Below are 24,314 nucleotides of genomic sequence, written 5' to 3'. Positions count from 1 at the left end.
ATATGAACATGAATATCGACAAAGCACCGTCCGGCACCGCCACCCCGCGTCCGGCATTCGACAAGCTTCGCGGTCGCATCATCATGGGCGCGGTCCTGGCCGTCGGCCTCTTCGGCGGCGTCGGCGGCTGGGCGATGACCGCCAAGCTGACCGGGGCCGTGATCGCCATGGGGACCGTCAAGGTCGACGAGGAGATCAAGCAGATCCAGCATCGCGACGGCGGCATCGTCTCGGAGATCCTCGTGCGCGAGGGCGACGAGATCGCGGCCGGGGACGTGATGTTCCGGCTCGACGACGCGCAATCTGCCGCCGAGCTCTCGATCCTGCTGGTGCAGCGCGACGAGGCGATGGCCCGGCGCGCGCGGCTCCTCGCGGATCGCGACGGCCTCGAGGAGATCGTGTTTCCCGACCGCTTCCTGACCGATCCCGCGCTGGCCGAGCTGGTCGCGGGCGAGGTCCGGCTGCATCGCGGCAACCTCCAGAACCGCAGCAACCAGCGCCAGCAGATGGAAGTCGGCATCGTCCAGATCGAGGAGGAGATCGACGGGCTCCATGCCCAGCGCGCCGCGCTCGAGGACGAGCTCGTGCTCGTCGAGGAAAGCCATGCCCGCCTTGAGGGGCTGGTCGCGCGGGGCCTGATGGAGGCGCCCCGGCTCGACGATTCCGCCCGCGACCGCGTGCAGCTTCGCGGCAAGCTGGGAGAGCTCGACGCCAACATCGCGCGCTCGCGCTCCCGGATCTCAGAGATGGAAATGCGCATCCTCGCCGTCGACGATCTGGCCCGGACCGAGGCCCAGCGCGAGCTGGCCGTGGTCGAGACCCGCGTCTCCGAGTTGCGCGACCGCATCATCGCCGTCGAGGACCGTCTGTCGCGCACGGATATCCGCGCGCCGCTCTCGGGTCGCATCAACGAGCTGAGCGTCACCACGATCGGCGGCGTCATCACGCCCGCCGAGGTGCTGGCCACGATCGTGCCCGCCAATGCCGACCTCAAGATCGAGATGCGCCTGCCTCTGACCGCCATCGACCAGGTCTATGTCGACCAGGCCGCGCGGGTGCGCTTCTCGTCCTTCAACCACCGGACCACGCCCGAACTGACGGCCACGGTGCGCTACGTCTCGCCCGCGACCACCGTCGATCCGGCCACCGGCGAGCCGGGCTATATCGGCTATGTCGATCTCGACGAGGGCGAGATGGAGAAGCTGGGCGATCTCAAGCTGATGCCGGGGATGCCGGTCGAGATCTACGTCGCGACCGAGGAACAGACGGCGGCGAACTACCTCGTCAAGCCGATCACCGATCAGATCGCGCGCGCCTTCAAGGAGGAGTGAGCGCAACACCGGGTCATGCCGGCCGGGGTCCCGTCAGGGGACTCCGGCCGGTGCCGTTTCAGGTCAGCCGCATTTCGAGAAGCCGCAATTGCCGCAGGTCGCGCAGCCCTCGGCCATGTGGATGTCGGGGCTGCCGCAATTGGGGCAGGTCGCGCCGACGGCCCGCCCGCCGGTCCGCGTGTCGGCGGGGTCGGTCTTGAGGCCCAGCCCCTCGCCCGACAGGAACCCCGTCGCGATCATGTGCCGCTCTATCACGCCGCCGATCGCCGCGAGGATCGAGGGCACGTATTTCCCCTGCACCCATGCGCCGCCTCTCGGGTCGAACACGGCCTTCAGCTCCTCGACCACGAAGCTCACGTCGCCGCCGCGCCGGAACACGGCCGATATCATCCGCGTCAGCGCCACGGTCCACGCGAAATGCTCCATGTTCTTCGAGTTCACGAAGATCTCGAAGGGCCGCCGCTGCCCGTCCAGCTCGATATCGTTGATCGTGATGTAGAGCGCATGCTCGGAGGCCGGCCACTTGATCTTGTAGGTCTCGCCCGTCAGCTGCTGGGGCCGGTCGAGCGGGTCGAAGAGACGGACGACGTTCTGTGTGGTCGAACCGTCCGCATCTTCATCGCGACCCACTATGAGATATGAGGTCGGAACATCCAAAGCCTCGGCAATCTTCTCGATCGTCGAAACTTTGGGGCTGACCGATTTCCCTTGGATGATGTCGTGAATTGCGGTGGGTCCGAGCCCTGCTGCCTTCGCCAAAGCGGTGCGGTTCGTCTTTCGATCTTCGATGAGGAGATCAATGCGGGCGCCAATCGTTTGGCCCTCCGCGCGGATTGCCGGCTCGGCGCTTAGCACGCTCCCCGTCACAGCGTTGGGCCGGTAGGTCGTGCAGCCCTTGCAGCCCGTCCGCCACGCCTCGAGATAGACATCCTTGAAGCTCTCGAAGCCGATGTCCTCGGGCACGTTGATCGTCTTGGAAATCGAGCTGTCGACCCAGTCCTGCGCGGCGGCCTGCATCCGGACGTGATTGGCCGGGGTCAGGTCGGCCACGGTCACGAAGCTGGGGGGCAGCGTCGCGTCCCCGTGCGTCTCGCGCCAGAGCGCCACGGCATAATCGCGCACGGTCTCCTCGGTCCGGGTGCCGTCCGGTTGCAGCACCTTGCGCGTGTATTCCTGCGCGAAAATCGGCTCGATCCCCGACGACACGTTGCCCGCCAGAAGGCTGATCGTGCCCGTCGGAGCGATCGAGGTCAGGAGCGCGTTGCGCAGCCCGTGTTCGCGGACCAGCGCCTGCGTCTCGGGCGAGAGCCGTCCGACCATCGGCGCGGCCATCAGCGCGTCCACGTCGCAGAGCGGGAACGCCCCCTTCTCCTCGGCCAGCCGCGCCGAGGTCGCGTAGGCCGCGTTCGCGATCCGCTCCAGCCAGCGGGCCATCGCCTCCGCTGCCTCGGGCGTGCCGTAGGTGAGGCCGCACATGGCCAGCGCGTCGGCCACCCCGGTCACGCCCAGCCCGATCCGCCGCTTGGCCCGCGCTTCGTCGGCCTGCGCCTCCAGCGGGAAGCGCGAGGCGTCGACCACGTTGTCCATCATCCGGATCGCCGTCGCCGTCAGCTCGTCCAGCGCGGCGTCGGGGATCGAGGCGATCTCGGTAAACGGTCCCTCGACCAGCCGCGCGAGGTTCAGCGACCCCAGAAGACACGCGCCATAGGGCGGCAGGGGCTGCTCACCGCAGGGGTTCGTCGCGGCGATGGTCTCGACATAGCTCAGGTTGTTGGCCGCATTGATCCGGTCGATGAAGATCACCCCCGGCTCGGCATAGTCGTAGGTCGCGCGCATGATCGCATCCCAGAGCTCCCGTGCCCTGAGCGTCCTGTAGGTCTTGCCCGCGAAGACCAGCGGCCATTCGGCATCGGCGGCGACCGCTTCCATGAACGGGTCGGTCACGAGGACCGACAGGTTGAACATCCGCAGCCGCGCCGGGTCCGACTTGGCCGCCACGAAGTCCAGCACATCCGGGTGGTCGCAGCGCAGCGTCGCCATCATCGCGCCCCGCCGCGACCCCGCCGACATGATCGTGCGGCACATCGCGTCCCAGACATCCATGAAGCTGAGCGGCCCAGACGCGTCGGCCGCGACGCCGTGCACGCCCGCGCCGCGGGGGCGGATGGTCGAGAAATCGTAGCCGATCCCGCCGCCCTGCTGCAGCGTCAGCGCCGCCTCGCGCAGCGCCGCGAAGATGCCCGACATGCTGTCCTCGATGGTGCCCATCACGAAGCAGTTGAAGAGCGTGACGCTGCGATCCGTTCCCGCGCCTGCGACGATCCGCCCCGCGGGCAGGAACCGAAAATCCTGAAGCGCCGCGCGGAAGCTGGGTGTCCACGCCGACGGATCGGTCTCGGGCGCCGCCAAGGCCCCCGCAATCCGGTCCCAGGTGTCGTCCAGCGTGGCGTCCAGCGGCATCCCGTCCGCATCCTTCAGGCGGTATTTCATGTCCCAGATCTGTTCGGCGATGGGGGCGGCGAAGGCGGACATGGGGCAGCGGCCTCGGTCTAGGGGTGGTTGCGCCCGGGGGCAGGGGGTCTAGATATACGCATTCCGGGACCGGGAGTCATCCGTCATGGCGATCAACCTCATCAAGCTCAGCGTCGGCACCCACGATCTCGCCGGGCTGGCCAAGTGGCAGACGAACGCGCGCGCCAAGGGCCCCGACGGCAACCCGCGCCACGTCACCCGGATGTGGCCCAAGCGCGAGGCCGAATTGATCGATGGCGGCTCGATCTACTGGGTGGTGAAGGGCGTGCTGCTCTGCCGCCAGCCGATCCTGCGGCTCGACGAGGTGCGCCGCGCCGACGGCATCCCGCGCTGTGGTATCGTCCTGAAGCCCGGCCTGATCCCCGTCGCGCCCACCGCCCGCCGCCCGTTCCAGGGCTGGCGCTACCTTACGCCCGAGGACGCGCCGGTCGATCTCGACCCCGCCCGCCGCGACGACGTCCCGCTGCCGCCGAAGCTGTCGGTCGCGCTGGCCGAGATCGGCGTCCTCTGAGCGACCGCGACATCGTCTGCTCCCACCGTCGGTATCGCGCCTCACGGCGCCCGGCCCCACGTATCCTCCAGGCCACATCGCCCTCCAGCGCATCGGAGGGCCGCCCCACGCACACGCCCTGCCACACCGCCTCGACGCCCCCGCCGGACCGCGCCCTGTCGTTATCAAGTCGCCTTGGGTCGTCCGTGATGGACCGGTATCGGCCCGGTCGGGCAGAAAGGGCCTCAGGTTCGCGGAGGGCACGGCCATGAAGACCCAGGTGAAAGCACTCGTCGTCGGCGGCGGCGCGGTCGGAACGGGGATCGCGTATCACCTCGCCCGCGCGGGCTGGGACACCATGCTTCTCGAGCGCGACGAGCTGACCTCCGGCTCGACCTGGCACGCCGCCGGGCTCCTGCCGCTCTTCAACATGGGCTACGCGACCAGCCACATCCACGACTACTCGGTCAAGTTCTACAAGACGCTGGAGGCCGAGACCGGGCTCAACCCCGGCTTCTCGGTCGTGGGCAACCTGCGGATGGCGCAGACCGACGACCGGATGGACGAATACGCGCTCTATGCCGCGACCGCCGAAACGGTCGGCATCCCGCATGAATGGTTGACCCCCGCCCAGATCGCCGAGCGCTATCCCCTGATCCGCACCGACGACCTGAAGGGCGCGATCCTCCACCCGACCGACGGCTACATCAACCCGGCCGACGTCACGATGGCCATGGCCAAGGGCGCGCGCCAGCACGGCGCCATCATCGAACGCCGCTGGCAGGTCGATGGCTACGAATGGATGGGTGACCACTGGGATGTCGCGGTCACCAGGATGGTCGAGAAGGGCGGCAATCTCGTTGCCTCGGACGAGACCGCGGTGATCGCCGCCGAGCATGTCGTCACCGCCACCGGCAACCACGCGCCGCGGACCGCCAAGCTCCTCGGCATCAAGACCCCCGCCATCGTGGTCGAGCATCAGTATATCGTCACCGAGCCCGATCCCGCGCTGGTCGAATGGCGCAAGACCAACGAGCAGCACCCCGTCATCCGCGACGCCGACGCCAAGTGGTATGTCCGCGAGGAGCGCGGCGGCTGGATCCTCGGCCCCTACGAGCAGAACGCGCCCGCGCGCTTCCCCTACGGCGTGCCCGACAGCTTCCGCGCCGACCTCTTCCCCCTCGATCTCGAGCGGATCGAGGAGGAGTACATGTCCTTCATCCACCGCATCCCGACCTCCGAGACGGCCGGTCTCAAGGACGATTTCAACGGTCCCATCTGTTATACGCCCGACGGCAATCCGCTGGTCGGCCCCGCGCCGGGCCTCCGCAACATGTGGCTGGCCGAGGGCTTCAGCTTCGGGATCACGGCGGCCGGCGGCACCGGCCACTACCTCGCGCAGATGATGGTCGAGGGCGAGGCCGAGATCGACATGGCCTCCCTCGACCCCAAGCGCTTCGGCGACTGGGTCACGACCGAGTACGCCTGCCGGAAGAACGAGGAGGCCTATGACCACGTCTACGTCCTTCACCATCCCGACGAGGAGCGGCCCGCCGCGCGTCCCCTGAAGACCGCGCCCTGCTACGACCGCATGAAGGCCGCGGGCGCGCAGTTCGGCTGCGTCAACGGGTGGGAGCGTCCGAACTACTTCAAGCCGGGCGCCGAGGCGGATTTCGACCTCACCTCGCGCAGCTTCCGGCGCGGCGCGTGGTGGGAGCATGCCAAGGCCGAGGCGACGGCGCTTCGCGAGACGGCGGGCCTGATCGACGCGACCGCCTTCGCCAAGCATCGCATCTCGGGGCCGGGGGCGGCCGCGTTCCTCGACTGGTTCACGACCAACAAGCTGCCGAAGGTCGGCCGCATCAACCTGACCTACGCCCTGACCGAGGCGGGGACGACGCGCACCGAGTATACGATCGTCCGGCTGGCCGAAGACGACTTCTACCTCGTCTCCGCCGGCGGGTGGGAGGCCTATGACGAGGACTACCTCTACAAGGCCATCATGGCCGAGGAGGACCGGTTCGGCCGGATCAACGAAGAGAACGTCACGGCGAAACACGGCGTCTTCGCACTGGCGGGGCCGAACAGCCGCGCGATCCTGTCCGAGCTGATCCGCGACGCCGACCCCGAGACCGTCCTGTCCAACAAGCGCTTCCCATGGCTCTCGGCCCGCCAGATCGAGCTGATGATGTGCCCGGTCAACGCCATCCGCGTCGCCTATACCGGCGAGCTGGGGTGGGAGCTGCATCACCCGATGGAGATGCAGACCTACCTCTTCGACCGGCTGATGGAGGCGGGCGAGGGCCACGGCCTGACCCTCGTGGGCGCGCGCGCGCAGAACTGGCTCCGTCAGGAGAAATCCTACCGCGCCTTCGGCACCGAGCTCGGCCGCGACGCCACGCCGCTGGAAGCCGGTCTCGACCGCTTCGTGGACCTCTCGAAGGAGTTCCACGGCAAGGCCGCAATGGAGGAGACTGGCATTCGCTCGAAATGCGTCACCCTGCTGATCGACGGTCCGGACGACGCGGATCCCTGGGGGCGCGAGGCGCTCTATGCGACCGACGGCACGCGCATCGGTCGCCTGACGTCGGGCGGCTATTCGGTGGCCTTCGGCAAGTCGATCGGGATGGGCTATGTCCGACCCGACCTCGCCGCACCCGGCACGAAACTGCACGTGCGGATGCAGCGCGAGCTCTGGAATGCCGAGGTGACCGAGGACAGCCCCTACGATCCGACCAATGCGCGCATCCGCGTGGATGGCTGACCCCCGCCCGCGTCTTTGCTCCCCAAATATGCGGGCCCGCATTCCCGCGCCCCGGCCGCCGCACGCCCGCGCCCGGCCCGACGCGGCATGACGCCCGCACCGCCGGGCCTGCCGTCCGAAGCGCGCCCTTCGCCGCGACGTCTGGGTCCCGGCCCGAAGGGCGCGATCGCGGTCGCCCTCCTCGTGGTCGCCGTGGCCATCGCCCTTGTCGCCACAGCCCCGCGCTCCGCCGCCCTGCATCTCAGCGGCGACGGCGTGGCCGAGGTCGCGGCCCGGCTGGCCGATCTGCCCCGCGCTGACATCCCCGATGCCGCGCTGGTCGAAGCGGTGCTCCTGCGCCGACCCGGGAATATCCGCCATCTCCCCGATCTCGCCCGCGTCTGCCGGGGCCGCTGCGCCGGGCAGGCGGTGACCGCGCTGATCCGCCTCTCGCCCGGCGGGACGCGCAAGACGGTGGTGATCGACCTCGAACGGCTCGGGGCGGGCGCGGCGCTTGACCAGGGCGGCGCGCTTCTCCCCGACGCGGCGGATTGCGCGGCAGACGTCATCCGGGCCGAGATGGCGGCGCTCCGGGCCGACCCGCCTGATTGCGCGGGGACGCGACGCGTGGTCTTCGTGTTGCCCTGGGGCCTCTGACGCTCAGCCGTCGTCCAGCACCACGACCCGCCCCTCGCGGCAGGCCGTGTCGGCAGCATCGGCCAGAACCTGCGCCCGCAACCCGTCCGCGATCGACGGCGTGGGCGGCGTGCCGGTCCTGAGCGCGTCGACGAAGGCCCGCATCTCGGCCAGATAGGCGTCGGCGTAGCGTTCGAGGAAGAAATGCTGCGCGGGCGCGCGCCGGAACCCCGCGGGACCGGCGGCCTCGACCGTCGTCTCCAGCCGGTTGCCCGCCCGTAGCATCCCGAGGCTGCCATGCACCTCGATCCGCTGGTCGTAGCCATAGGTCGCACGGCGCGAGCACCCGATCTGCGCGATCCGCCCGGACGCCGTCGTCAGCATCACCGCCGCCGTATCGACATCCCCGGCCGCGCCGATCTCCGGATCGACCAGCGCGGCGCCCGTCGCCTGCACGCGAACCGGCTCCTCGTCCAGAAGCCACCGCGCCATGTCGAGGTCGTGGATCATCATGTCGCGGAAGAGCCCGCCCGAACCCGCGATGTAGCTCAGCGGCGGCGGCGACGGATCGCGGCTGGTGATGGTGACGATCTCGGGGTCGCCGATCTCGCCCGCGTGCAATCGCGCGCGCAGATCCGCGAAGCTGGGATCGAAGCGGCGGTTGAAGGCGGTCAGGAACGGGACCCCGGCATCGGCCACGGCGCGGGCGCAGGCCGTAATACGGGTGGCGTCCAGATCGACGGGTTTCTCGCAGAAGATGGCCAGCCCTGCGGCGGCGGCCGCGTGGATCAGGTCGAAATGCGTATCCGTCGGCGTCCCGATCACCACCGCGTCGAGGCCGGGTCGTGCGAGGACGGCGTCCGCGTCCATCGCCTCGGCGCCCGTCGTGGCGGCGAGGGCGGCGGCGGCCTCGGGGACGGCATCGCAGACGGCGGCGACGCGCGCCCCTTCGATCCGCGCGAGCGAGCGGGCATGGACCTGTCCGATCCGGCCGCAGCCGAGAAGGGCGATGTTCAGCATGGGGCCTCCAGGGAGCGCAGGACCGCCATGGCCGCATCGCGCAGCGACGGCTCGACGGCGGACAGGATGGCGGCGCGGTCGAAGGCTTCGGGATCGTCCGCGAGCACCTGTCGCAGCGCCGTTCCGAAGCTCTGCCGCAGCTCGGTCCCGATGTTGAACTTGCAGATCGCCGTGTCGCGGGCCAGCCGCGCGCGCTGGGCATGGGGCACACCAGATCCGCCATGGATCACCAGCGGCACCTCCGTCACCGCCGCGATGGCCGCGATGCGATCCTCGTCCAGACCGGGTCCTGCCTCGGTCCGCAGGTGCAGGTTTCCGACCGACACCGCCATCGCGTCCACGCCCGTCTCGGCGGCGAAGCGCGCGGCCTCGCCGGGGTCGGTGCCCCGGCTCTCGGCCCCCGCGGCATAGCCCACGAAGCCGATCTCGCCCTCGCAGGAGATGCCCGCGTCATGGGCCATCGCCGCAATCTCGGCCGTCCGCGCGATATTCTCGTCCAGCGGCAGGGACGAGCCGTCGAACATCACCGAGGTGAATCCCGCCGCAATGGCGGCACGACACTCATCCGCCGCGTAGCCGTGGTCGAGATGCGCCACCACGGGCACGTCGCACTCTTCGGCCAGTGTTCGGAACATCTCTGCCAGCACCGGGATCGGCGTATGCGCACGGCATCCCGGCCCGGCCTGCAGGATCACGGGCACGCCCAGCGCCTGCGCCGCGTCGCGGTAGGCGCGCGCGTCCTCCCACCCGAGGCAGACGAGCCCCGCCACGGCCCGCCCTTCGGCCCGCGCCAGGATCAGCACCTCCGAGAGCGTCGCGCGCGTCATTTGAACTTGGCGACCATGTCCATGATGCCGGGGATGGTGTGCAGCTGCTCGGCATGGGTCGGCTGGAAATACTGCTTGAGCGAGCGCTGGCTCAGGCCGCCGAGGATGGTGAAATAGTACATCTCGTAGCCGGGCAGCACGGCGCAGGGATGATACCCCCGGTCGAGGCAGATCGTGGAGCCATCCATGATGTGATAGGCGTCGCCGGGCTTGTTGTCCTCGCGCTGGAGCATCTGCACGCCCGAGCCGTAATTCGGCTTGAAGCGGAAATTGTAGGTCTCGTCGTGGCGCGTCTCGATCATCTCGCCATCCTCGGAGCGGTCGGTGTCGTGCTTGTGGCTCGGAAAGCCGGACCAGCCGCCCGCACCCACGGTGAACAGCTCCGAGACCAGAAGCCGCCCGACCCGGTCATGATACTGCGCCCCGAGGATATGGGCGATGCGGCGATGGGTCTTGGTGTCGTCGCTGCCGTACTGGACCTTGTCGAGATCGGCCGCCTGCACCGCGAAGGGCTTGAGCGTGTCGGCGAATTTCGCCCCCGCGACGAAGACCTCCGCCGCCTCGCTGCGGCAGGTGATGCGGGCGCCGGTATCGGTGGGGACATAGACGCCCTCGGGATCGCCCTCGAACACGTCGACCCGGCGGGTGCCGATATCGGCATAGGTCTCGCCCCCGGTCTCGACCGTGACGGTGCCGGTGGCGGGCACGATGCAGGTCTCGTAGCCGGGCACGCGGTAGTCGAAGCTCTGCCCCTCGGTCAGCTTGACGATGTTGAAGTAGTTCAGCGGGACGGTCGCGTCGTCGACATCGACGATGGGCGCGTTGCCGTTGTCATGGGGCGGGATGTGCATGGGCCTTACTCCGTGGGTCCGGGGTGGTCGGCCATGAAGGCCTCGAGGTCGTCGGTCGTGGGCATGGCGGGGGCGCATCCGACGCGGGCGACGACCATCGCGGCACTGGCCGAGCCGCGCAGCACCGCGTCGCGCAGGTCGCGCCCGGCGGCCAGCGCGGCGAGGAGGCCGCCCATGAAGCTGTCGCCCGCACCGGTCGGCTTGAGCGCCTCGGTGCGGTAGATGCCGGTGCGGATCTCCTGGCCTTCGTGGAAGGTCCGCGCGCCGTGCTCGCCCATCTTGTAGATCACCAGCCGATCCGCGGCCAAGCGGCGGGCCGCGTCGAGGCCGCGATCGTAATCCCCCGCGACGAAGCCGAACTCCACGTCGTTGCCGACGATGCAATCCGCCATCTCGCAGGCGCGGGTCAGCACCTCGGAGGCGACCTGCGGCGAGGGCCAGGAATAGGGGCGGTAATCGACGTCGAACACGATCGGGATGCCCGCCTCCCGGGCCAGCTCGAACGCCCGGAACGCCGCTCCGCGCGACGGCTCGGCGGCGAAGACGGTGCCGGTGGTCACCAGCGCCGCGCGCCCTGCATAGGTCGCGGCCTCGACATCGCCGATCGTCATCTCGAAATCGGCGGCACCGTTGCGGTAGATGACCGACTGGTGGTCTTCGATCCGCGTCTCGACCACGGCAAGCGAGTTGCGGGCCTCGCCGCCGACCGACCGGACATGGGCGCGCCGGACGCCGTAATGGTCGAGCTGGTTGAGCGCGAACCGTCCGATGGCGTCGTCGCTGACGCAGGTGACGAGATCGGCGCTGCAGCCCTGCCGAACCAGCGCCACGCCGATATTGGCGCTCGACCCACCGAGGCAGGAAACGAAGCGCTCGGCCTCCTCGGTCCGGGTGCCGGGCGGGTCGGGATAGAAGTCCATCCCGGCCCGTCCGACGATCAGGAAATCGGTGCCCGAAAGCTTCATGCCCGCCCTTCCGCGTTGACCGCATCGGCCCGGTCGAGGACCTCCGGGTAGGGATAGTCGAAGCCCAGAAGCTGGCGCAGCTCGCGCGAGGCGCCGTCGAGGAATGCGGCGGGCAGGGCGCCCGGCATGTCCTCCAGCGGCTTCACCCATTTCGGCAGGTAGTTCACCAGCACCGCGCAGCGTTCGTGATCCGACCGGTTGGGCATCGCGCAATGCCATGCCGCACCGAAGAACAGGACCGTGTCCCCCGGTTCGGCGATCATGCGCACGGCGCGGCCGTGGAAGTCATCCTCGGGGCCGGGATAGCGCAGCGCCGTCTGCGTGCCGGGCACGTAGGCCGTCGCGCCGGACGCTTCTGTGAACGGGTCGAGCACCACGGTCACCTGCGCGTTCATCGGAAAGCTGGCGTTGAGTCGGGTCGGATGCGTCTCGGGCGCGTGGAAGTCCCAGTAGGGGTAATCGACATGCGGCTCCTGTCCCGGTCCGCCGGGCAGGATGCGGTTGGCCGCGATGGAGCCCATGATGAACCCGGTCCCGAGGAAGTGCCGCAGGATCGTCATCAGCACCGGATGCGTTGCCATCCGCGAGAAGACCGCGCCCTTCGCCAGGAGGTTCCAGACCCGCCGTTGCAGGTCCATCCGATCTCCGGCGGCGCCCTGGAAATGCGTGACCTTCGCGGCCTCGGCATCGGAATGCATCAGGATGATCCGGCGCGCCTCGGCGATCTCGTCCTGGGTGAACAGCCCCTTCAGCATCACCGCGCCGCCGCCATCGAGCAATTCGGTCACGATGACCTCGGGGTCCACATCATCGGCGTGAAAGCTGAGCATCTCAGATCCCCTTCCGCTGGCGGGCGCGGCTGGCCTCGACCGTCTCGCGCGCCGTGCGGACCGACGCGGTCTCCGTCACCTCGGGCGTCCCGATCTCCCACCAGGCGTGCCCGCCGGTGGTCCAGCCCTCGTAGGCATCGACCTGCATCACGATCACCGAGGTCTCGGCCCGGTCCTTGGCGCGGGCGAAGGCGTCGCCCAGGGCGGCGGGCGTATCCACCGTTTCCGCGTGGCAGCCCAGCGCGCGGGCATGGGCCTCGAAATCGACGCGGGTCTGCGCGGTCGCCGTCGGCGTGTCCGCGATGAGGTTGTTGAAGCTCTCCTGCCCGGTGTTGTTCTGCAGCTTGTTGATGACCGCGAAGCCGCCATTGTCGAGCACCAGAACGATCAACTTCTTCTCGGTCAGCACCGCCGAATAGAGGTCCGAGTTCAGCATCAGATACGAGCCGTCGCCGGTCAGCACGACGGTCTCGGCCTGCGGCTCGCGCTCGGCCTGCGCGATGCGCGCGCCCCAGCCGCCCGCGATCTCGTAGCCCATGCAGGAAAAGCCGAACTCGACGTCGACGCCGCCAGGCCGCAGCGTGCGCCAGTTCGCGGTCACCTCGGCAGGCAGGCCCCCGGCGGCGGCCACGACGCGATCCTCCGGGTCCATCAACCCGTTCACCACCCCGATCGCCTGCGCGTAGCTGTTGGGCCCGTTGCCCGCGCGCACGGTCTCGGCCCGCGTGTCGTTCCACCTTGCGCGCTCGGCCCGCACGTCCGCGACCCAGCCCTCGGGTGCCGCGTGATCGCCCAGCGCGTCCGAAATCGCGGCGAGACCCAGCCGCGCGTCCCCCACGACGGTCGCGGCCCGATGCTTGGCTGCATCGTGACGCCCGACATTGAGATGCAGGAGCCGGGCCTCGGGCGCGAAAGCCGTCCAGGACCCGGTCGTGAAATCCTGCAAACGGGTGCCCACCGCGAAGACAAGGTCGGCCCGCTCGGCGGCCCAGTTCCCTGAATCGGACCCCGTCACCCCCACCGGCCCGGCATTCATCGCGTCGTCGTCCAGGAGGTTGGCGCGTCCGGCGATGGTCTCGACCACCGGGATGCCGTGGCCATGGGCGAAGGCGGTGAGCGCCTCGACCGCACCGGAATATTGCACGCCGCCGCCCGCGACGATCAGCGGTCGCTCGGCCGCCCGCAACAGGGACACGGCATCGGCCACCTCACCCGCATCGGGCGCCTGCCGCCGAATGCGATGCACCCGCCGCGCGAAGAAGTCCTCCGGGTAGTCCCAGGCCCAGCCCTGCACGTCCTGCGGCAGGCCGATGAAGGCCGGTCCGCAATCGGCGGGGTCGAGCATCGTGGCCAGCGCGGCGGGCAGCGATTGCACGACCTGCGCGGGGTGGGTGATGCGATCCCAGAACCGGGTGGCCGCCTTGAACGCGTCGTTCACGCCCAGCGTCGGATCGCCGAAATGTTCGAGCTGTTGCAGCACCGGATCGGGCAGCCGCGTCAGGAACGTATCGCCGCACAGCATCAGCATCGGCAGCCGGTTCGCATGCGCCAGTGCCGCCGCCGTCAGAAGGTTCGCCGTCCCCGGCCCGGCGGATGCCGTGCAATACATGAACCGCCGCCGCAGGTGGTACTTGGCATAGCCCGCCGCGGCGAATCCCATGCCCATCTCGTTCTGGCCGCGATAGAGCGGGAGCGTGTCGCGCAGCGGATAGATCGCCTCGCCCAGACAGGGGACGTTGCCGTGGCCGAAGATGCCGAACCCGCCGCCGCAGATGCGGGTCTCGACGCCGTCGATCTCGATGAATTGCGCATCCAGCCAGCGCAGGATGGCCTGCGCCACCGTCAGGCGGATCGTCGACATGGCAGTCCTCCCATCCATGCGAAATGACTTGCACGGCTCCGGCTCCCAGACTACCGATCTTGCAACCGGTTGCAACCAAAGAACGACGGAGGGGACATGCGCGAGATCGGCATCGGGATCGTCGGCGGCGGCTACATGGGAAAGGCCCATGCGGTCGCCCATTCGGCCGTCGGCGCGGTGTTCGAGACGGCCCTGCGCCCCCGCCTGAACATGGTCTGCGCCACGACCGACGCGCGCGCCGAACAGTATCGCGCGGCCTACGGCTTCGCGCGCGCGACCTCTGACTGGCGCGTGCTGGTGGACGATCCCCGCGTCGAGGCCGTCGTCATCGCAGCACCCCAGGCCCTGCACAGGGAGGTCGCGCTCGCCGCCATCGCGCGCGGCAAGCCGGTCTTCTGCGAAAAGCCGTTGGGCGAGACGGTCGAGGACGCCACCGCCATGACCGAGGCCGCCGAGTCCGCCGGCGTCGTCGCGATGACCGGGTTCAACTACGTCCGCACCCCCGCCACGCAGGAGGCGATCCGCCTTGTCCGCTCGGGCGCCATCGGTCGCGTCACGTGGTTCCGGGGCGAGCATACCGAGGACTTCCTCGCCGATCCCGAAACGCCCGCCAACTGGCGCACGCGAAGCCGCGCCAACGGCACGATGGGCGACCTCGCGGCGCACCCGATCAATTGCGCGCTGGCGCTGATGGGCCCGATCGAGAGCGTGCTGGCCGAGATCGAGACGGTTCACGCGACCCGTCCCGGCCCGGACGGCCCCGAGGATGTCACCAATGACGACCAGGCCCAGATGATCCTGCGCTTCGCGAACGGCGCGATGGGCCATCTCCATGCCAGCCGCGTCGCGACCGGCCGCAAGATGGGATACGCCTACGAGATCCACGGCACGGCCGGGTCGATCCGCTTCGATCAGGAAGATCAGAACGCGCTCCACCTCTACCGCGCCGAGGGGCCCGAGGCGGGGCGCGGCTTCACCAAGATCCTGACCGGCCCGGCCCATCCGCCCTATGGCGCGTTCTGCCAGGGCCCCGGTCACGGCACCGGCTACCAGGACCAGATCATCATCGAGGCGCGCGACTTCCTCGCCGCGATCGAGGCAGGTGCGCCCCGCTTCCCAACCTTCCGCGACGGGCTCGACGTGCAACGGGTGGTCGAGGCCGCCTGGACCTCATCGGACGAACATCGCCGCATCACGCTCACGAGGGACACATGACCATCCGCATCGGCAACGCGCCCTGTTCATGGGGCGTCGAATTCGCGGGTGATCCGCGCAATCCCGACTGGCGCCACGTGCTGCGCGAATGCGCCGAGGCCGGATATACGGGCATCGAACTCGGCCCCGTCGGCTTCATGCCCGAGGACCCGGCCGAGCTGTCCGACGGGCTTGCCGCGAACGGTCTGTCGCTGATCGGTGGCGTCGTCTTCCGACCCTTTCACGATCCCGCCGCCTGGGACGACGTGCTCGACGGCGCGCGCCGCACCATCGCCGCGCTAACTGCCCACGGGGCCGCGCATCTCGTGCTGATCGACTCGATTTCGCCCCGCCGCGCGCCCACCGCCGGCCGCGCCGCGGAAGCCGAGCAGATGGATGCCGCCGAATGGGCCGCCTTCCGCGACCGCATCGCGGAGGTCGCGCGCATGGGCACGGATGCGGGGCTGACCGTCGGGATGCACGCCCATGCCGCGGGCTTCATCGACTTCGAGCCCGAGCTGGAGCGCCTTCTGGACGAGGTGCCCGAGGACATCCTGAAGATCTGCTTCGACACGGGCCATCACTCTTATGCCGGCTACGATCCCGTCGCCTTCATGGAGCGGCATATCGGCCGCATCTCCTACATGCATTTCAAGGATATCGACCCGCAGGTGAAGGCCCGCGCCGTGGCCGAGCGGACCGGGTTCTACGACGCCTGCGGGCAGGGCATCTTCTGCAATCTGGGCACCGGCGACGTCGATTTCGAAGCGGTGCGGCGCGTGCTGCTGGAGGCGGGCTTCGCCGGCTGGTGCACGGTCGAGCAGGATTGCGATCCGACGCTCGACCCCGACACGCTGGGGGACGCGCGGGCGAACCGCGCCTATCTCGAATCCATCGGCTTCTGAGGGGGACGCCATGCGACTGAACTGGGGCATGATCGGCGGCGGCGAAGGCAGCCAGATCGGACCGGCGCACCGTCTGGGCGCGGGTCTCGACGGGGCGTTCGACTTCGTGGCGGGCGCGCTCGATCACCGGGCCGAGGCCGGGCGCGACTACGGCCGTCGGCTGGGTCTGGGCGACCGGGCCTATGGCGACTGGCGCGACATGCTCGAGGGCGAGGCCGCGCGCGACGACCGCATCGACCTCGTCACCGTCGCCACCCCCAACGCCACCCATTACGAGATCACGCGCGCCTTTCTCGAAGGCGGCTTCCACGTGCTCTGCGAAAAGCCGATGACCATGACCGTCGAGGAGGGCGAGGCGATCGTCGGCCTCGCCCGCGAGACGGGGCGCATCTGCGCGGTCAATTACGGCTATACCGGCTACAGCCTCGTGCGGCACATGCGGGCGATGATCGCGCGCGGCGATCTGGGCCGCATCCGCGTCGTCGTGGCCGAGTTCGCGCATGGCCACCACGCCGACGCCGCCGATGCCGACAACCCGCGCGTCCGCTGGCGCTACGATCCCGCGCAGGCGGGCGTCTCGGCGCAGTTCGCCGATTGCGGCATCCACGCGATGCACATGGCCAGCTTCGTCACCGGCCAGGAGGTCGAGCGCCTCTCGGCCGATATCGTCTCGGCGCTGCCGGGCCGGGTTCTGGAAGACGATGCGATGGTCAACTTCCGCATGTCGGACGGCGCGGTCGGGCGGCTCTGGACCTCCTCGGTGGCCATCGGGCGGCAGCACGGCCTCACGATCCAGGTCTTCGGCGAAACCGGCGGCCTGCGCTGGGCGCAGGAGCAGCCGAACCAGCTCTACTACATGCCGCTGGGTCAGCGTTTGCAGGTGATCGAGCGGGGCGAAGGTGGTCTCTCGCCCGAGGCCGACCGGTCCAGCCGCGTCACCGTGGGGCATGCCGAGGGGATGCCGCTGGCCTTCGCGAACATCTATTCCGACCTCGCCGAGGCGATCCGCGCGCGCCGCGACGGGCGCGAGATGGACCCGGCCGCGGATCTCTATCCCCGCGCCGAGGATGGCTTGCGATCGATGGCGGCGGTGCATGCGGTCGCGGCCTCGGGCAAGGCCGACGGAGCCTGGACCGACGCGCGCCCGCCGATGTTCCGCTAGCCCGGCGCGTCGCCGCCCTCGGGCAGGGGCCGCAGCGTGTCCCGCTCGACGATGCGGCACGGGAACAGCCGCGCCTCGGGCAAGCGGTCGGGGTCGTCGATGGTCCCGATGGCCAGCTCGATCGAGGCGTCGATGATCGCGCCCATCGGCTGCCGGATGGTGGTCAGCGCGATATTGTCCCAGCCCGCGATTTCCATGTCGTTCAGGCCGATCACGCCCACGTCGCCCGGCACGTCGAGCCCCGCATCCTCGAGCGCGGACAGCGCGCCGATGGACAGCACGTCGTCGGCGCAGAAATAGGCTTCGGCGGGCGGGCCCTCGGCCAGCAGGCGGCGCATCTCGGTGCGGCCCGCCTCGAAGGTGTATTCGGTCGCGAAGCTGGTCGTGACGCCGATCATCGCCGACCCCTCGATGCCTTCGAGAAAGCCGCGCAGCCGGTCCTCGGTCGAGGTGGCGCTGTCCGGCCCCCCGAGAAAGGCCACCCGACGGTAGCCGCGCGCCGCGAAGGTCCGTGCCGCCATCCGCCCGCATTCGACGTTGTCGATCCCGACGACATGGGTGTCGGGCGCGCTGGTCCAGCGCCCGAAGCTGTGCACCACCGGCAGGCCCGCGACCCGGAAGGCGCGCGCGAAGCTCGGCGGCAGGGTCGAACTGGCGACGATCACGCCGTCGACCGAATATTGCCGCAGCATCCGAAGCGACGCCTTGGGATCGGTCTCACCCGTCAGGTTGACCAGCAGGGGGCGCAGCCCGCGATCCTGCAGGCCGCGCGTGAAGCGGTCGAACACCTCCAGAAAGATCGGGTTGTGGAAGTTCGACACGACGATGCCGATCAGCTTCGTCCGACCCGTCGACAGCGCCGAGGCCAATGCGGACGGCGCGTATCCAAGGGCCGCGGCCGCTGCCTCGACCTTGGCGCGGGTGGCCGGGCTGACCGACGCGCCGGGGGTGAAGCTGCGCGAGACGGCAGAGCGGCTGACCCCGGCGCGCAGGGCGACGTCCTTGAGGGTGACGGGCATGGCGTTCCTTTCCTTCGACCCTACCGGGGGCTCACAATATTGCAACCGGTTGCAAGGTTGGCCGATTCGTGCTTTCTTCCATCGTGACGGGATGGAGGAGGCCGCGACAGGCGGTCCGTCCCGCACGGACCAATGGGAGGACCTCATGAAAATTTTCAAGACGCTCGCGCTCGCCGCGACGGCGCTGACCGCGCCGTTCATGGCCCAGGCGGACGGTCACGGTGACGACCTGACCTATATCCTCGTCAGCCACGCGCCCGACAGCGACAGCTGGTGGAACACGATCAAGAATGGCATCGCGCTGGCCGGCGAACAGCTCGATGTCACGGTCGAGTATCGCAACCCGCCCACCGGCGACCTGGCCGACATGGCCCGCATCATCGAGCAGGCCGCCGCGAGCCAGCCCGACGGCATCATCACGACGCTGGCTGATTTCGACGTGCTGTCCGGTCCGATCCGCGCCGCCGTCGATCAGGGCATCGACGTCATCATCATGAACTCCGGCACGCCCGAGCAGGTCCGCGAAGTCGGTGGCCTGATGTTCGTCGGCCAGCCGGAATACGACGCGGGTCTCGCCGCCGGTCAGCGCGCCGCCTCGGATGGCGTCGAGAGCTTCGTCTGCGTCAATCACGTCATTTCGAACACCGTCGTGGGCGAGCGTTGCCGTGGCTTCGCCGACGGCCTCGGGGTCGAGCTGGGCGACAGCATGATCGACAGCGGGCAGGACCCGGCCGAGATCAAGAACCGCGTCACCGCCTACCTGACCGCCAATCCCGAAACGGACGCGATCCTGACGCTCGGGCCGACCTCCGCCGACCCGACGATCCTCGCGGTCAAGGAGATGGGTCTCGATGGCGACATCTACTTCGGCACCTTCGATCTGGGCACCGAGATCGTGAACGCGATCAAGGATGGCACGATCAACTGGGGCATCGACCAGCAGCCGTTCCTGCAGGCCTACCTGCCGGTCGTCGTGCTGGCGAATTACGACCGCTACGGCGTGCTTCCGGGCAACAACATCAACTCGGGCCCCGGCTTCGTCACGGCGGATGCGCTGGGCAAGGTCGAGGAATTCGCGGGCGAGTACCGCTGATACATCCAGGCCGGGCGTTCGCGCCCGGCCCGCCACGACCGACCGGGGGGACAAGGTCATGACGGATACGCCGCAGGTGGTGATCGACGAACGCGTCAAGGAGATCTCGCCGCTGCGCCGCGCCCTGATCCGGCCCGAGCTGGGCGGCATCATCGGCACGGTCGCCGTGTTCGTGTTCTTCCTTCTGCTGGCCGCGGACAGCGGCATGTTCAACGCCCAGGGGATCATGAACTGGTCCACCGTCTCGGCGCAGTTCATGATCATCGCGGTCGGCGCCTGCCTTCTGATGATCGCGGGCGAATTCGACCTCAGCGTCGGCTCGATGATCGGCTTCGCGGGCATGATGGTGGCCATCTTCGGGGTCACGCTGGCCGTCCCGATGTGGCTGACGATCCTCATCACCTTCGCGATCTGCATGGCCTTCGGCGCGCTCAACGGCTTCATCGTCGTGCGCACGGGCCTGCCCAGCTTCATCGTCACGCTGGCCACGCTCTTCATCCTGCGCGGCTTCACGATCTTCATTCCCCAGACCGTCGAGCGGAAGACCATCATCGGCGGCATCCGCGAGGCGGCCGAGGGCGACTGGCTCGCCCCGGTCTTCGGCGGCAAGATCGGCCAGGGCCTGTTCCAGTGGATGGGCGACGCGGGCATCATCGCCGTGTTCGACCGTGGCAACCGCGCGGGACAGCCCGTGGTCGACGGCATCCCGATGCTGATCGTCTGGGCCATCGCCCTGATCGTCTTCGGCCACATCCTTCTGACCCGCACGCGCTTCGGCAACTGGATCTATGCCGCGGGCGGCGACGCCCAGGCGGCGCGCTATGCCGGTGTGCCGGTGGACCGCGTCAAGATCACGATGTTTGTCTTCACCGCCTTCTGCGCGACGGTCTTCGCCGTCTGCCAGGTGATGGAGTTCGGCTCGGCGGGCGCGGATCGCGGCCTTCTGAAGGAGTTCGAGGCGATCATCGCCGTCGTCATCGGCGGCGCGCTTCTGACCGGGGGCTACGGCTCGGTGATCGGCGCCGCCCTCGGCGCGCTGATCTTCGGCGTGGTCCAGCAGGGGCTCTTCTTCGCCAATGTCGAATCCTCGCTCTTCCGGGTGTTCCTCGGGGTGATCCTGCTGCTGGCGGTGATCCTGAACACCTACATCCGCCGTATCATCACCGGGGAGCGCTGAGCATGGAGCCCATCGTCAGAATGCGCGAGATCGCCAAGCATTTCGGCAGCGTCATCGCGCTCAACGGCGTCTCCGTCGATGTCTTCCCCGGCGAATGCCACTGCCTTCTGGGCGACAACGGCGCGGGAAAGTCGACCTTCATCAAGACCATGTCCGGCGTCCACAAGCCGACCTCGGGCGAGATAATGTTCGAGGGGCGTCCGATGTCCTTCGCCGACCCGCGCGACGCCATCGCCGCGGGCATCGCGACGGTCTATCAGGACCTCGCGATGATCCCGCTGATGTCGGTCAGCCGCAACTTCTTCATGGGCAACGAGCCGTTGCGCCGCATCGCCGGCATCCCGTTCTTCGACCACGATCACGCCAACCGCGTGACGATGGAGGAGATGGGTCAGATGGGCATCAACCTGCGTGGTCCCGACCAGGCCGTCGGTACGCTTTCCGGTGGCGAGCGCCAGACGGTGGCCATTGCGCGCGCGGTGCATTTCGGGGCCAAGGTCCTGATCCTCGACGAGCCGACCAGCGCCTTGGGCGTGCGCCAGACCTCGAACGTGCTGGCCACCATCGACAAGGTCCGCCGCAAGGGCATCGCGGTCGTCTTCATCACCCACAACGTCCGTCACGCGATGGCCGTGGGCGACCGTTTTACGGTGCTCAATCGCGGCCAGACGCTGGGCACGGCGATGAAGGGCGATATCACGCCCGAGGAATTGCAGGACATGATGGCCGGCGGGCAGGAGCTTGCGACGCTCGAAGGCTCGCTCGGCGGCACGGTCTAGGCCGCGCGCCGCCTTCAGAGCATTGGCGCGGGCAAGCGGGGCAGCGGCCCCAGCGGGATCGGGCCGAGGAACGCCGCACCTTCACGCAGGGTCAGCTCGACCGCGATCCGCCCGTCCTCGGCCATCCCGCCCAGAACGGCGGCCACCAGCGGCAGGCGGTCAGAGGGCAGCAGCCCCGCGCCCACGGCGAGATCCAGGAGGACGTCCCAGCCCTCCGCCTCGAGCGTCAGCACGCCGGACGGCAATCCGCCGCCATCCACGTCCAGCCGTCCCGCGAAATCCAGCGCCACCTCGCCCCAGCGCAAATCGCCCCGCCGCAGGTCCAGCGCGCGCAGGCGCGGCTCGGCTCCGGCGGCGAGCGGGCGGTCGAGCTCCACCGTGCCGTCCAGCTCGACGCTTTCGATCGCGGCGGGCAGGCGCCCCTCGGGATCGACCAGCGACAGCGCGAAGCGATCCGGCGCGAGATCGGACAGCGACAGCGCCACGTCGTGCCGCAGCGGCGAACCGACCGCCCGGCTGGCCAGCTGACCCCGTGCCAGCGCCAGCCCGCCCGCCCGCGCGGTAACGGTCACGCCCTCGGCCACGACGGTCGCGCGCTCCAGTTCCGGCGTGGTCGACGGCGTCACCGTGGCCGAGGCGCGCAGATCGTCCGAGGTCACCTCGACCGGCCCCGCGGGCGTCGCCACGGTCAACTGCCCCGGCGCGACGGCGATGACCTCATTGGGCCGGTAGCTCAGCGCGAAAACCTGCAAGAACGGCGCGGTCACGCCCCAGCCTGACGGCGCGAGGATGTCGGGCGCGTCGACCGTCGTGTCGAAGCGGTTGGGAAAGCCCGAGACGGACAGGTCCTCGTACTCGACCCGCCAGCCCGCGTCCCGCGCCGCCGCGATCCCGGCCTCGGCCCCGCGCGACACGGCCTGCGAGCCCACGATCCACCAGCCCGACCACAAAAGCGCCGCCGCGATCGCGAGGATGGTCAACCACTTGGCCATCGCTATCTCCTGTCCCTCGTCCCCGAATGCGTCTATCGGGGCCGGGCGATTTGCGAAAGGACCGACGATGGCCATGTCCGATGAACTCTGGGTGTTCGGCTATGGCTCGCTGATCTTCGACCCCGAGATGGAGGTCGCCGAGGCGCGCCGCGCCACGCTGCACGGATTCCGCCGCCGCTTCTGCATGTGGTCGATCCATCATCGCGGCTCCGAGGACGAACCGGGCCTGGTGCTGGCGCTCGAGCCGCACGAGGGCGGCACCTGCGAGGGGATGGCCTTCCGCGCCGCCGATCCCGTGCCCGCCCTTCAGGCGCTGCGCGCCCGCGAGCTGGTCTCCTCGGCCTATCACGAGCGGACGCTCACGCTCCGCCAGGCCGACGGTGGCACGCTCGACGCCATCGGCTACGTGGTCGACACCGCGCATCGCCAATACGTCCCCGACCTCAGCCTCGACCAACAGGCGGAAATCATCGCGCGGGCGCGGGGCGACCGCGGCCCGAACCACGAATACCTGATGCGCACCGCCGATGGGCTGCGCGAGGCGGGGATGGCCGATCCCGACCTCGACCGGTTGGTCGCGCGCGTGCAACAGGTCCGCGACGCGGCCTGACGGCACGCCTGCCGCCGCTTGTGGCAGGACCGGGGCGCGCGTAACGTCCGGGTCAACGACTACAGGGCGCCGAGGCGCGTCCCAGGGGCGACCATGGCACGCGCAGATCTCACCCACGAGACGCAGTTCTCGCAACCGATCCGCCAGATCGTTCAGATGCTGTTCGTGCTGGTCCTCGTGGGCGTCGGCGTGTTCTTCGCCTACCCGCAGGTCTCGCCGATCTTCGCCGCGAACCCCTGGCTGAACGGCACGATCATCGCGGTCTTCGTGCTCGGCGTGATCGCCTGCTTCGCGCAGGTGCTGCAACTCTTCTCCTCGGTCTCATGGATCGAGGGCTTCGTCGAGGACCGCCCCGGCCACGACATCGCCCGCCCGCCGGGCCTTCTTGCGCCGCTCGCGGCCCTCCTCCGCTCCCGCTCGGCCCGGAGCCAGGTCTCGGCCACCTCGTCCCGCTCGATCCTCGATAGCGTCGGAGCCCGGATGGAAGAGGCGCGGGACATCACGCGCTACATCGTCAACACGCTGATCTTTCTCGGGCTGCTCGGGACGTTCTGGGGCCTGGCCACGACCGTGCCCGCGGTGGTCGACACGATCCGCAATCTCAATCCCGACAATGGCGAGGGCGGCGTCGCGGTGTTCGGGCGCCTGATCGGCGGGCTGGAATCGCAACTCGCGGGCATGGGCACGGCCTTCGCCTCGTCGCTTCTCGGCCTTGCGGGAAGCCTCGTGGTGGGCCTCCTGGAGCTGTTCGCCGGCCACGGCCAGAACCGCTTCTACCGCGAGATGGAAGACTGGCTCTCCTCGATCACCCGCGTCGGCCTCGTCGGCGATAGCGGCGAGGAGACGATCGACCAGTATTCGCTCGCCGCCGTCCTCGACCACATGAACTACCAGATGGAGAGCCTGCAGGACATGTTCGCGAAGGCCGAGGCCGGGCGGCTGGCGGCCGATGCCAAGATGGCGTCGCTGAGCGAGGCGGTCACCCAGATGGCCAACCGCGTCGAGAGCGGGGGCGGCACGTCCGCGGCACTCAACCGCGTGGCCGAGGGGCAGGAGCATATCGTCGAGGTGCTGCGGGGCTCGTCGGGCGGCGGCGATGGGCTGGACGCTGAAAGCCGGATGCGTATCCGCTCGATCGACGTGCAGCTCTTGAAGGTGTTCGAGGAGTTGCAGCAGGGCCGGCAGGCGGCGGTGGACGACCTGCGCGGCGATCTCGGGGCGCTGACACGGACGCTGCGGCAGTTGAACCGGCAGGTCGCGGCCGCGAATGCGCCGCCCGATCAGGGAGACGGCTGAG

The 24,314-nt window shown here is 69.3% G+C and carries 21 protein-coding genes; 12 read left to right on the top strand and 9 right to left on the bottom strand.

Annotation, left to right across the window (positions count from 1 at the left end):
- The first annotated feature begins 8 nt into the window (after window positions 1–8).
- Window positions 9–1,331: an HlyD family type I secretion periplasmic adaptor subunit gene (locus Q0833_RS14565; protein WP_298436352.1), complete on the top strand. Its 1,323-nt coding sequence runs from the start codon at window positions 9–11 to the stop codon at window positions 1,329–1,331.
- 63 nt (window positions 1,332–1,394) lie between these two features.
- Here the strand turns inward: Q0833_RS14565 and Q0833_RS14560 are convergent, their stop codons facing one another.
- On the bottom strand, window positions 1,395–3,863 hold the full coding sequence (locus Q0833_RS14560; RefSeq protein ID WP_298436349.1) for an adenosylcobalamin-dependent ribonucleoside-diphosphate reductase: 2,469 nt from the start codon (window positions 3,861–3,863) through the stop codon (window positions 1,395–1,397).
- An 85-nt stretch (window positions 3,864–3,948) separates the two neighbouring features.
- On the opposite strand from Q0833_RS14560, the gene Q0833_RS14555 reads away from it, so the two are divergent.
- The 3 genes from Q0833_RS14555 to Q0833_RS14545 all read left to right on the top strand — a co-directional run bounded on the left by Q0833_RS14555 (window position 3,949) and on the right by Q0833_RS14545 (window position 7,753).
- On the top strand, window positions 3,949–4,374 hold the full coding sequence (locus Q0833_RS14555; protein WP_298436347.1) for a DUF1489 domain-containing protein: 426 nt from the start codon (window positions 3,949–3,951) through the stop codon (window positions 4,372–4,374).
- A gap of 247 nt (window positions 4,375–4,621) precedes the next feature.
- The gene (locus tag Q0833_RS14550) at window positions 4,622–7,117 is read left to right on the top strand and encodes an FAD-dependent oxidoreductase (protein WP_298436343.1); all 2,496 of its coding nucleotides are present in this window, start codon (window positions 4,622–4,624) and stop codon (window positions 7,115–7,117) included.
- A gap of 87 nt (window positions 7,118–7,204) precedes the next feature.
- Window positions 7,205–7,753, top strand: a complete 549-nt coding sequence (locus Q0833_RS14545) for a hypothetical protein (RefSeq protein WP_298436340.1) — start codon at window positions 7,205–7,207, stop codon at window positions 7,751–7,753.
- Between the two features lie 3 nt (window positions 7,754–7,756).
- Here Q0833_RS14545 and iolG read toward each other — a convergent pair whose 3' ends face one another.
- From iolG to iolD, 6 genes are read right to left on the bottom strand one after another with little or no spacing between them, the layout of a single operon-like run.
- Entirely contained in the window at window positions 7,757–8,752 is a 996-nt protein-coding gene (iolG, locus tag Q0833_RS14540; RefSeq protein ID WP_298436337.1) for an inositol 2-dehydrogenase, read from the bottom strand.
- Window positions 8,746–9,579 carry a class II fructose-bisphosphate aldolase gene (locus Q0833_RS14535; protein ID WP_298436334.1) on the bottom strand — a complete coding sequence of 278 codons (834 nt, stop codon included), beginning with the start codon at window positions 9,577–9,579 and terminating at the stop codon, window positions 8,746–8,748. The genes iolG and Q0833_RS14535 overlap by 7 nt, the downstream gene beginning before the upstream one ends.
- Entirely contained in the window at window positions 9,576–10,430 is an 855-nt protein-coding gene (locus Q0833_RS14530) for a 5-deoxy-glucuronate isomerase (protein WP_298436329.1), read from the bottom strand. Before Q0833_RS14530 ends, Q0833_RS14535 begins: the two co-directional genes overlap by 4 nt.
- A gap of 5 nt (window positions 10,431–10,435) precedes the next feature.
- On the bottom strand, window positions 10,436–11,395 hold the full coding sequence (locus Q0833_RS14525; RefSeq protein ID WP_298436326.1) for a PfkB family carbohydrate kinase: 960 nt from the start codon (window positions 11,393–11,395) through the stop codon (window positions 10,436–10,438).
- Window positions 11,392–12,225 carry a phytanoyl-CoA dioxygenase family protein gene (locus tag Q0833_RS14520; RefSeq protein WP_298436323.1) on the bottom strand — a complete coding sequence of 278 codons (834 nt, stop codon included), beginning with the start codon at window positions 12,223–12,225 and terminating at the stop codon, window positions 11,392–11,394. The genes Q0833_RS14525 and Q0833_RS14520 overlap by 4 nt, the downstream gene beginning before the upstream one ends.
- A 1-nt stretch (window position 12,226) precedes the next feature.
- Entirely contained in the window at window positions 12,227–14,086 is a 1,860-nt protein-coding gene (iolD, locus tag Q0833_RS14515) for a 3D-(3,5/4)-trihydroxycyclohexane-1,2-dione acylhydrolase (decyclizing) (protein WP_298436320.1), read from the bottom strand.
- A 96-nt stretch (window positions 14,087–14,182) separates the two neighbouring features.
- On the opposite strand from iolD, the gene Q0833_RS14510 reads away from it, so the two are divergent.
- Genes Q0833_RS14510 through Q0833_RS14500 form a run of 3 tightly spaced genes read left to right on the top strand, consistent with a single transcriptional unit; the run spans window position 14,183 to window position 17,347 of the window.
- The gene (locus Q0833_RS14510; RefSeq protein ID WP_298436317.1) at window positions 14,183–15,301 is read left to right on the top strand and encodes a Gfo/Idh/MocA family oxidoreductase; all 1,119 of its coding nucleotides are present in this window, start codon (window positions 14,183–14,185) and stop codon (window positions 15,299–15,301) included.
- Window positions 15,298–16,185 (top strand): TIM barrel protein, encoded by an 888-nt coding sequence (locus Q0833_RS14505; RefSeq protein ID WP_298436314.1) that lies wholly within the window; start codon window positions 15,298–15,300, stop codon window positions 16,183–16,185. The genes Q0833_RS14510 and Q0833_RS14505 overlap by 4 nt, the downstream gene beginning before the upstream one ends.
- A 10-nt stretch (window positions 16,186–16,195) precedes the next feature.
- Window positions 16,196–17,347: a Gfo/Idh/MocA family oxidoreductase gene (locus Q0833_RS14500; RefSeq protein WP_298436311.1), complete on the top strand. Its 1,152-nt coding sequence runs from the start codon at window positions 16,196–16,198 to the stop codon at window positions 17,345–17,347.
- Here the strand turns inward: Q0833_RS14500 and Q0833_RS14495 are convergent.
- Window positions 17,344–18,366: a LacI family DNA-binding transcriptional regulator gene (locus tag Q0833_RS14495; protein ID WP_298436308.1), complete on the bottom strand. Its 1,023-nt coding sequence runs from the start codon at window positions 18,364–18,366 to the stop codon at window positions 17,344–17,346. The two genes, Q0833_RS14500 and Q0833_RS14495, sit on opposite strands and share 4 nt — an antisense overlap.
- Window positions 18,367–18,565: 199 nt before the next feature.
- On the opposite strand from Q0833_RS14495, the gene Q0833_RS14490 reads away from it, so the two are divergent.
- From Q0833_RS14490 to Q0833_RS14480, 3 genes are read left to right on the top strand one after another with little or no spacing between them, the layout of a single operon-like run.
- The gene (locus Q0833_RS14490) at window positions 18,566–19,459 is read left to right on the top strand and encodes a sugar ABC transporter substrate-binding protein (RefSeq protein ID WP_298436909.1); all 894 of its coding nucleotides are present in this window, start codon (window positions 18,566–18,568) and stop codon (window positions 19,457–19,459) included.
- 58 nt (window positions 19,460–19,517) lie between these two features.
- Entirely contained in the window at window positions 19,518–20,636 is a 1,119-nt protein-coding gene (locus Q0833_RS14485) for an ABC transporter permease (RefSeq protein ID WP_298436305.1), read from the top strand.
- A gap of 2 nt (window positions 20,637–20,638) precedes the next feature.
- The gene (locus tag Q0833_RS14480; protein WP_298436302.1) at window positions 20,639–21,415 is read left to right on the top strand and encodes an ATP-binding cassette domain-containing protein; all 777 of its coding nucleotides are present in this window, start codon (window positions 20,639–20,641) and stop codon (window positions 21,413–21,415) included.
- Window positions 21,416–21,429: 14 nt separating this feature from the next.
- Here the strand turns inward: Q0833_RS14480 and Q0833_RS14475 are convergent, their stop codons facing one another.
- The gene (locus Q0833_RS14475) at window positions 21,430–22,407 is read right to left on the bottom strand and encodes a DUF2125 domain-containing protein (protein WP_298436299.1); all 978 of its coding nucleotides are present in this window, start codon (window positions 22,405–22,407) and stop codon (window positions 21,430–21,432) included.
- A gap of 73 nt (window positions 22,408–22,480) precedes the next feature.
- On the opposite strand from Q0833_RS14475, the gene Q0833_RS14470 reads away from it, so the two are divergent.
- Window positions 22,481–23,017, top strand: a complete 537-nt coding sequence (locus Q0833_RS14470; protein WP_298436297.1) for a gamma-glutamylcyclotransferase — start codon at window positions 22,481–22,483, stop codon at window positions 23,015–23,017.
- A gap of 93 nt (window positions 23,018–23,110) precedes the next feature.
- Window positions 23,111–24,313 carry a biopolymer transporter ExbB gene (locus Q0833_RS14465; RefSeq protein WP_298436294.1) on the top strand — a complete coding sequence of 401 codons (1,203 nt, stop codon included), beginning with the start codon at window positions 23,111–23,113 and terminating at the stop codon, window positions 24,311–24,313.
- The last annotated feature ends 1 nt before the right edge of the window (window position 24,314 follow it).

It is taken from the genome of uncultured Jannaschia sp. (genome assembly GCF_947503795.1).
In the GTDB taxonomy this organism is placed as follows: Bacteria; Pseudomonadota; Alphaproteobacteria; order Rhodobacterales; family Rhodobacteraceae; genus Jannaschia.
This window is presented reverse-complemented; position numbering and strand designations above follow the sequence as displayed.

Excerpts from the sequence above, each read along its gene's own strand:
- Q0833_RS14530 (WP_298436329.1), bottom strand. The coding sequence starts at position 10,430 with ATGCACATCCCGCCCCATGACAACGGCAACGCGCCCATCGTCGATGTC.
- Q0833_RS14525 (WP_298436326.1), bottom strand. The coding sequence starts at position 11,395 with ATGAAGCTTTCGGGCACCGATTTCCTGATCGTCGGACGGGCCGGGATG.
- Q0833_RS14555 (WP_298436347.1), top strand. The coding sequence starts at position 3,949 with ATGGCGATCAACCTCATCAAGCTCAGCGTCGGCACCCACGATCTCGCC.
- Q0833_RS14485 (WP_298436305.1), top strand. The coding sequence starts at position 19,518 with ATGACGGATACGCCGCAGGTGGTGATCGACGAACGCGTCAAGGAGATC.
- Q0833_RS14560 (WP_298436349.1), bottom strand. The coding sequence starts at position 3,863 with ATGTCCGCCTTCGCCGCCCCCATCGCCGAACAGATCTGGGACATGAAA.
- Q0833_RS14475 (WP_298436299.1), bottom strand. The coding sequence starts at position 22,407 with ATGGCCAAGTGGTTGACCATCCTCGCGATCGCGGCGGCGCTTTTGTGG.
- Q0833_RS14470 (WP_298436297.1), top strand. The coding sequence starts at position 22,481 with ATGTCCGATGAACTCTGGGTGTTCGGCTATGGCTCGCTGATCTTCGAC.
- iolG (WP_298436337.1), bottom strand. The coding sequence starts at position 8,752 with ATGCTGAACATCGCCCTTCTCGGCTGCGGCCGGATCGGACAGGTCCAT.
- iolD (WP_298436320.1), bottom strand. The coding sequence starts at position 14,086 with ATGTCGACGATCCGCCTGACGGTGGCGCAGGCCATCCTGCGCTGGCTG.
- Q0833_RS14500 (WP_298436311.1), top strand. The coding sequence starts at position 16,196 with ATGCGACTGAACTGGGGCATGATCGGCGGCGGCGAAGGCAGCCAGATC.
- Q0833_RS14465 (WP_298436294.1), top strand. The coding sequence starts at position 23,111 with ATGGCACGCGCAGATCTCACCCACGAGACGCAGTTCTCGCAACCGATC.
- Q0833_RS14520 (WP_298436323.1), bottom strand. The coding sequence starts at position 12,225 with ATGCTCAGCTTTCACGCCGATGATGTGGACCCCGAGGTCATCGTGACC.
- Q0833_RS14545 (WP_298436340.1), top strand. The coding sequence starts at position 7,205 with ATGACGCCCGCACCGCCGGGCCTGCCGTCCGAAGCGCGCCCTTCGCCG.
- Q0833_RS14510 (WP_298436317.1), top strand. The coding sequence starts at position 14,183 with ATGCGCGAGATCGGCATCGGGATCGTCGGCGGCGGCTACATGGGAAAG.
- Q0833_RS14550 (WP_298436343.1), top strand. The coding sequence starts at position 4,622 with ATGAAGACCCAGGTGAAAGCACTCGTCGTCGGCGGCGGCGCGGTCGGA.
- Q0833_RS14490 (WP_298436909.1), top strand. The coding sequence starts at position 18,566 with ATGGCCCAGGCGGACGGTCACGGTGACGACCTGACCTATATCCTCGTC.
- Q0833_RS14535 (WP_298436334.1), bottom strand. The coding sequence starts at position 9,579 with ATGACGCGCGCGACGCTCTCGGAGGTGCTGATCCTGGCGCGGGCCGAA.
- Q0833_RS14505 (WP_298436314.1), top strand. The coding sequence starts at position 15,298 with ATGACCATCCGCATCGGCAACGCGCCCTGTTCATGGGGCGTCGAATTC.
- Q0833_RS14495 (WP_298436308.1), bottom strand. The coding sequence starts at position 18,366 with ATGCCCGTCACCCTCAAGGACGTCGCCCTGCGCGCCGGGGTCAGCCGC.
- Q0833_RS14565 (WP_298436352.1), top strand. The coding sequence starts at position 9 with ATGAATATCGACAAAGCACCGTCCGGCACCGCCACCCCGCGTCCGGCA.
- Q0833_RS14480 (WP_298436302.1), top strand. The coding sequence starts at position 20,639 with ATGGAGCCCATCGTCAGAATGCGCGAGATCGCCAAGCATTTCGGCAGC.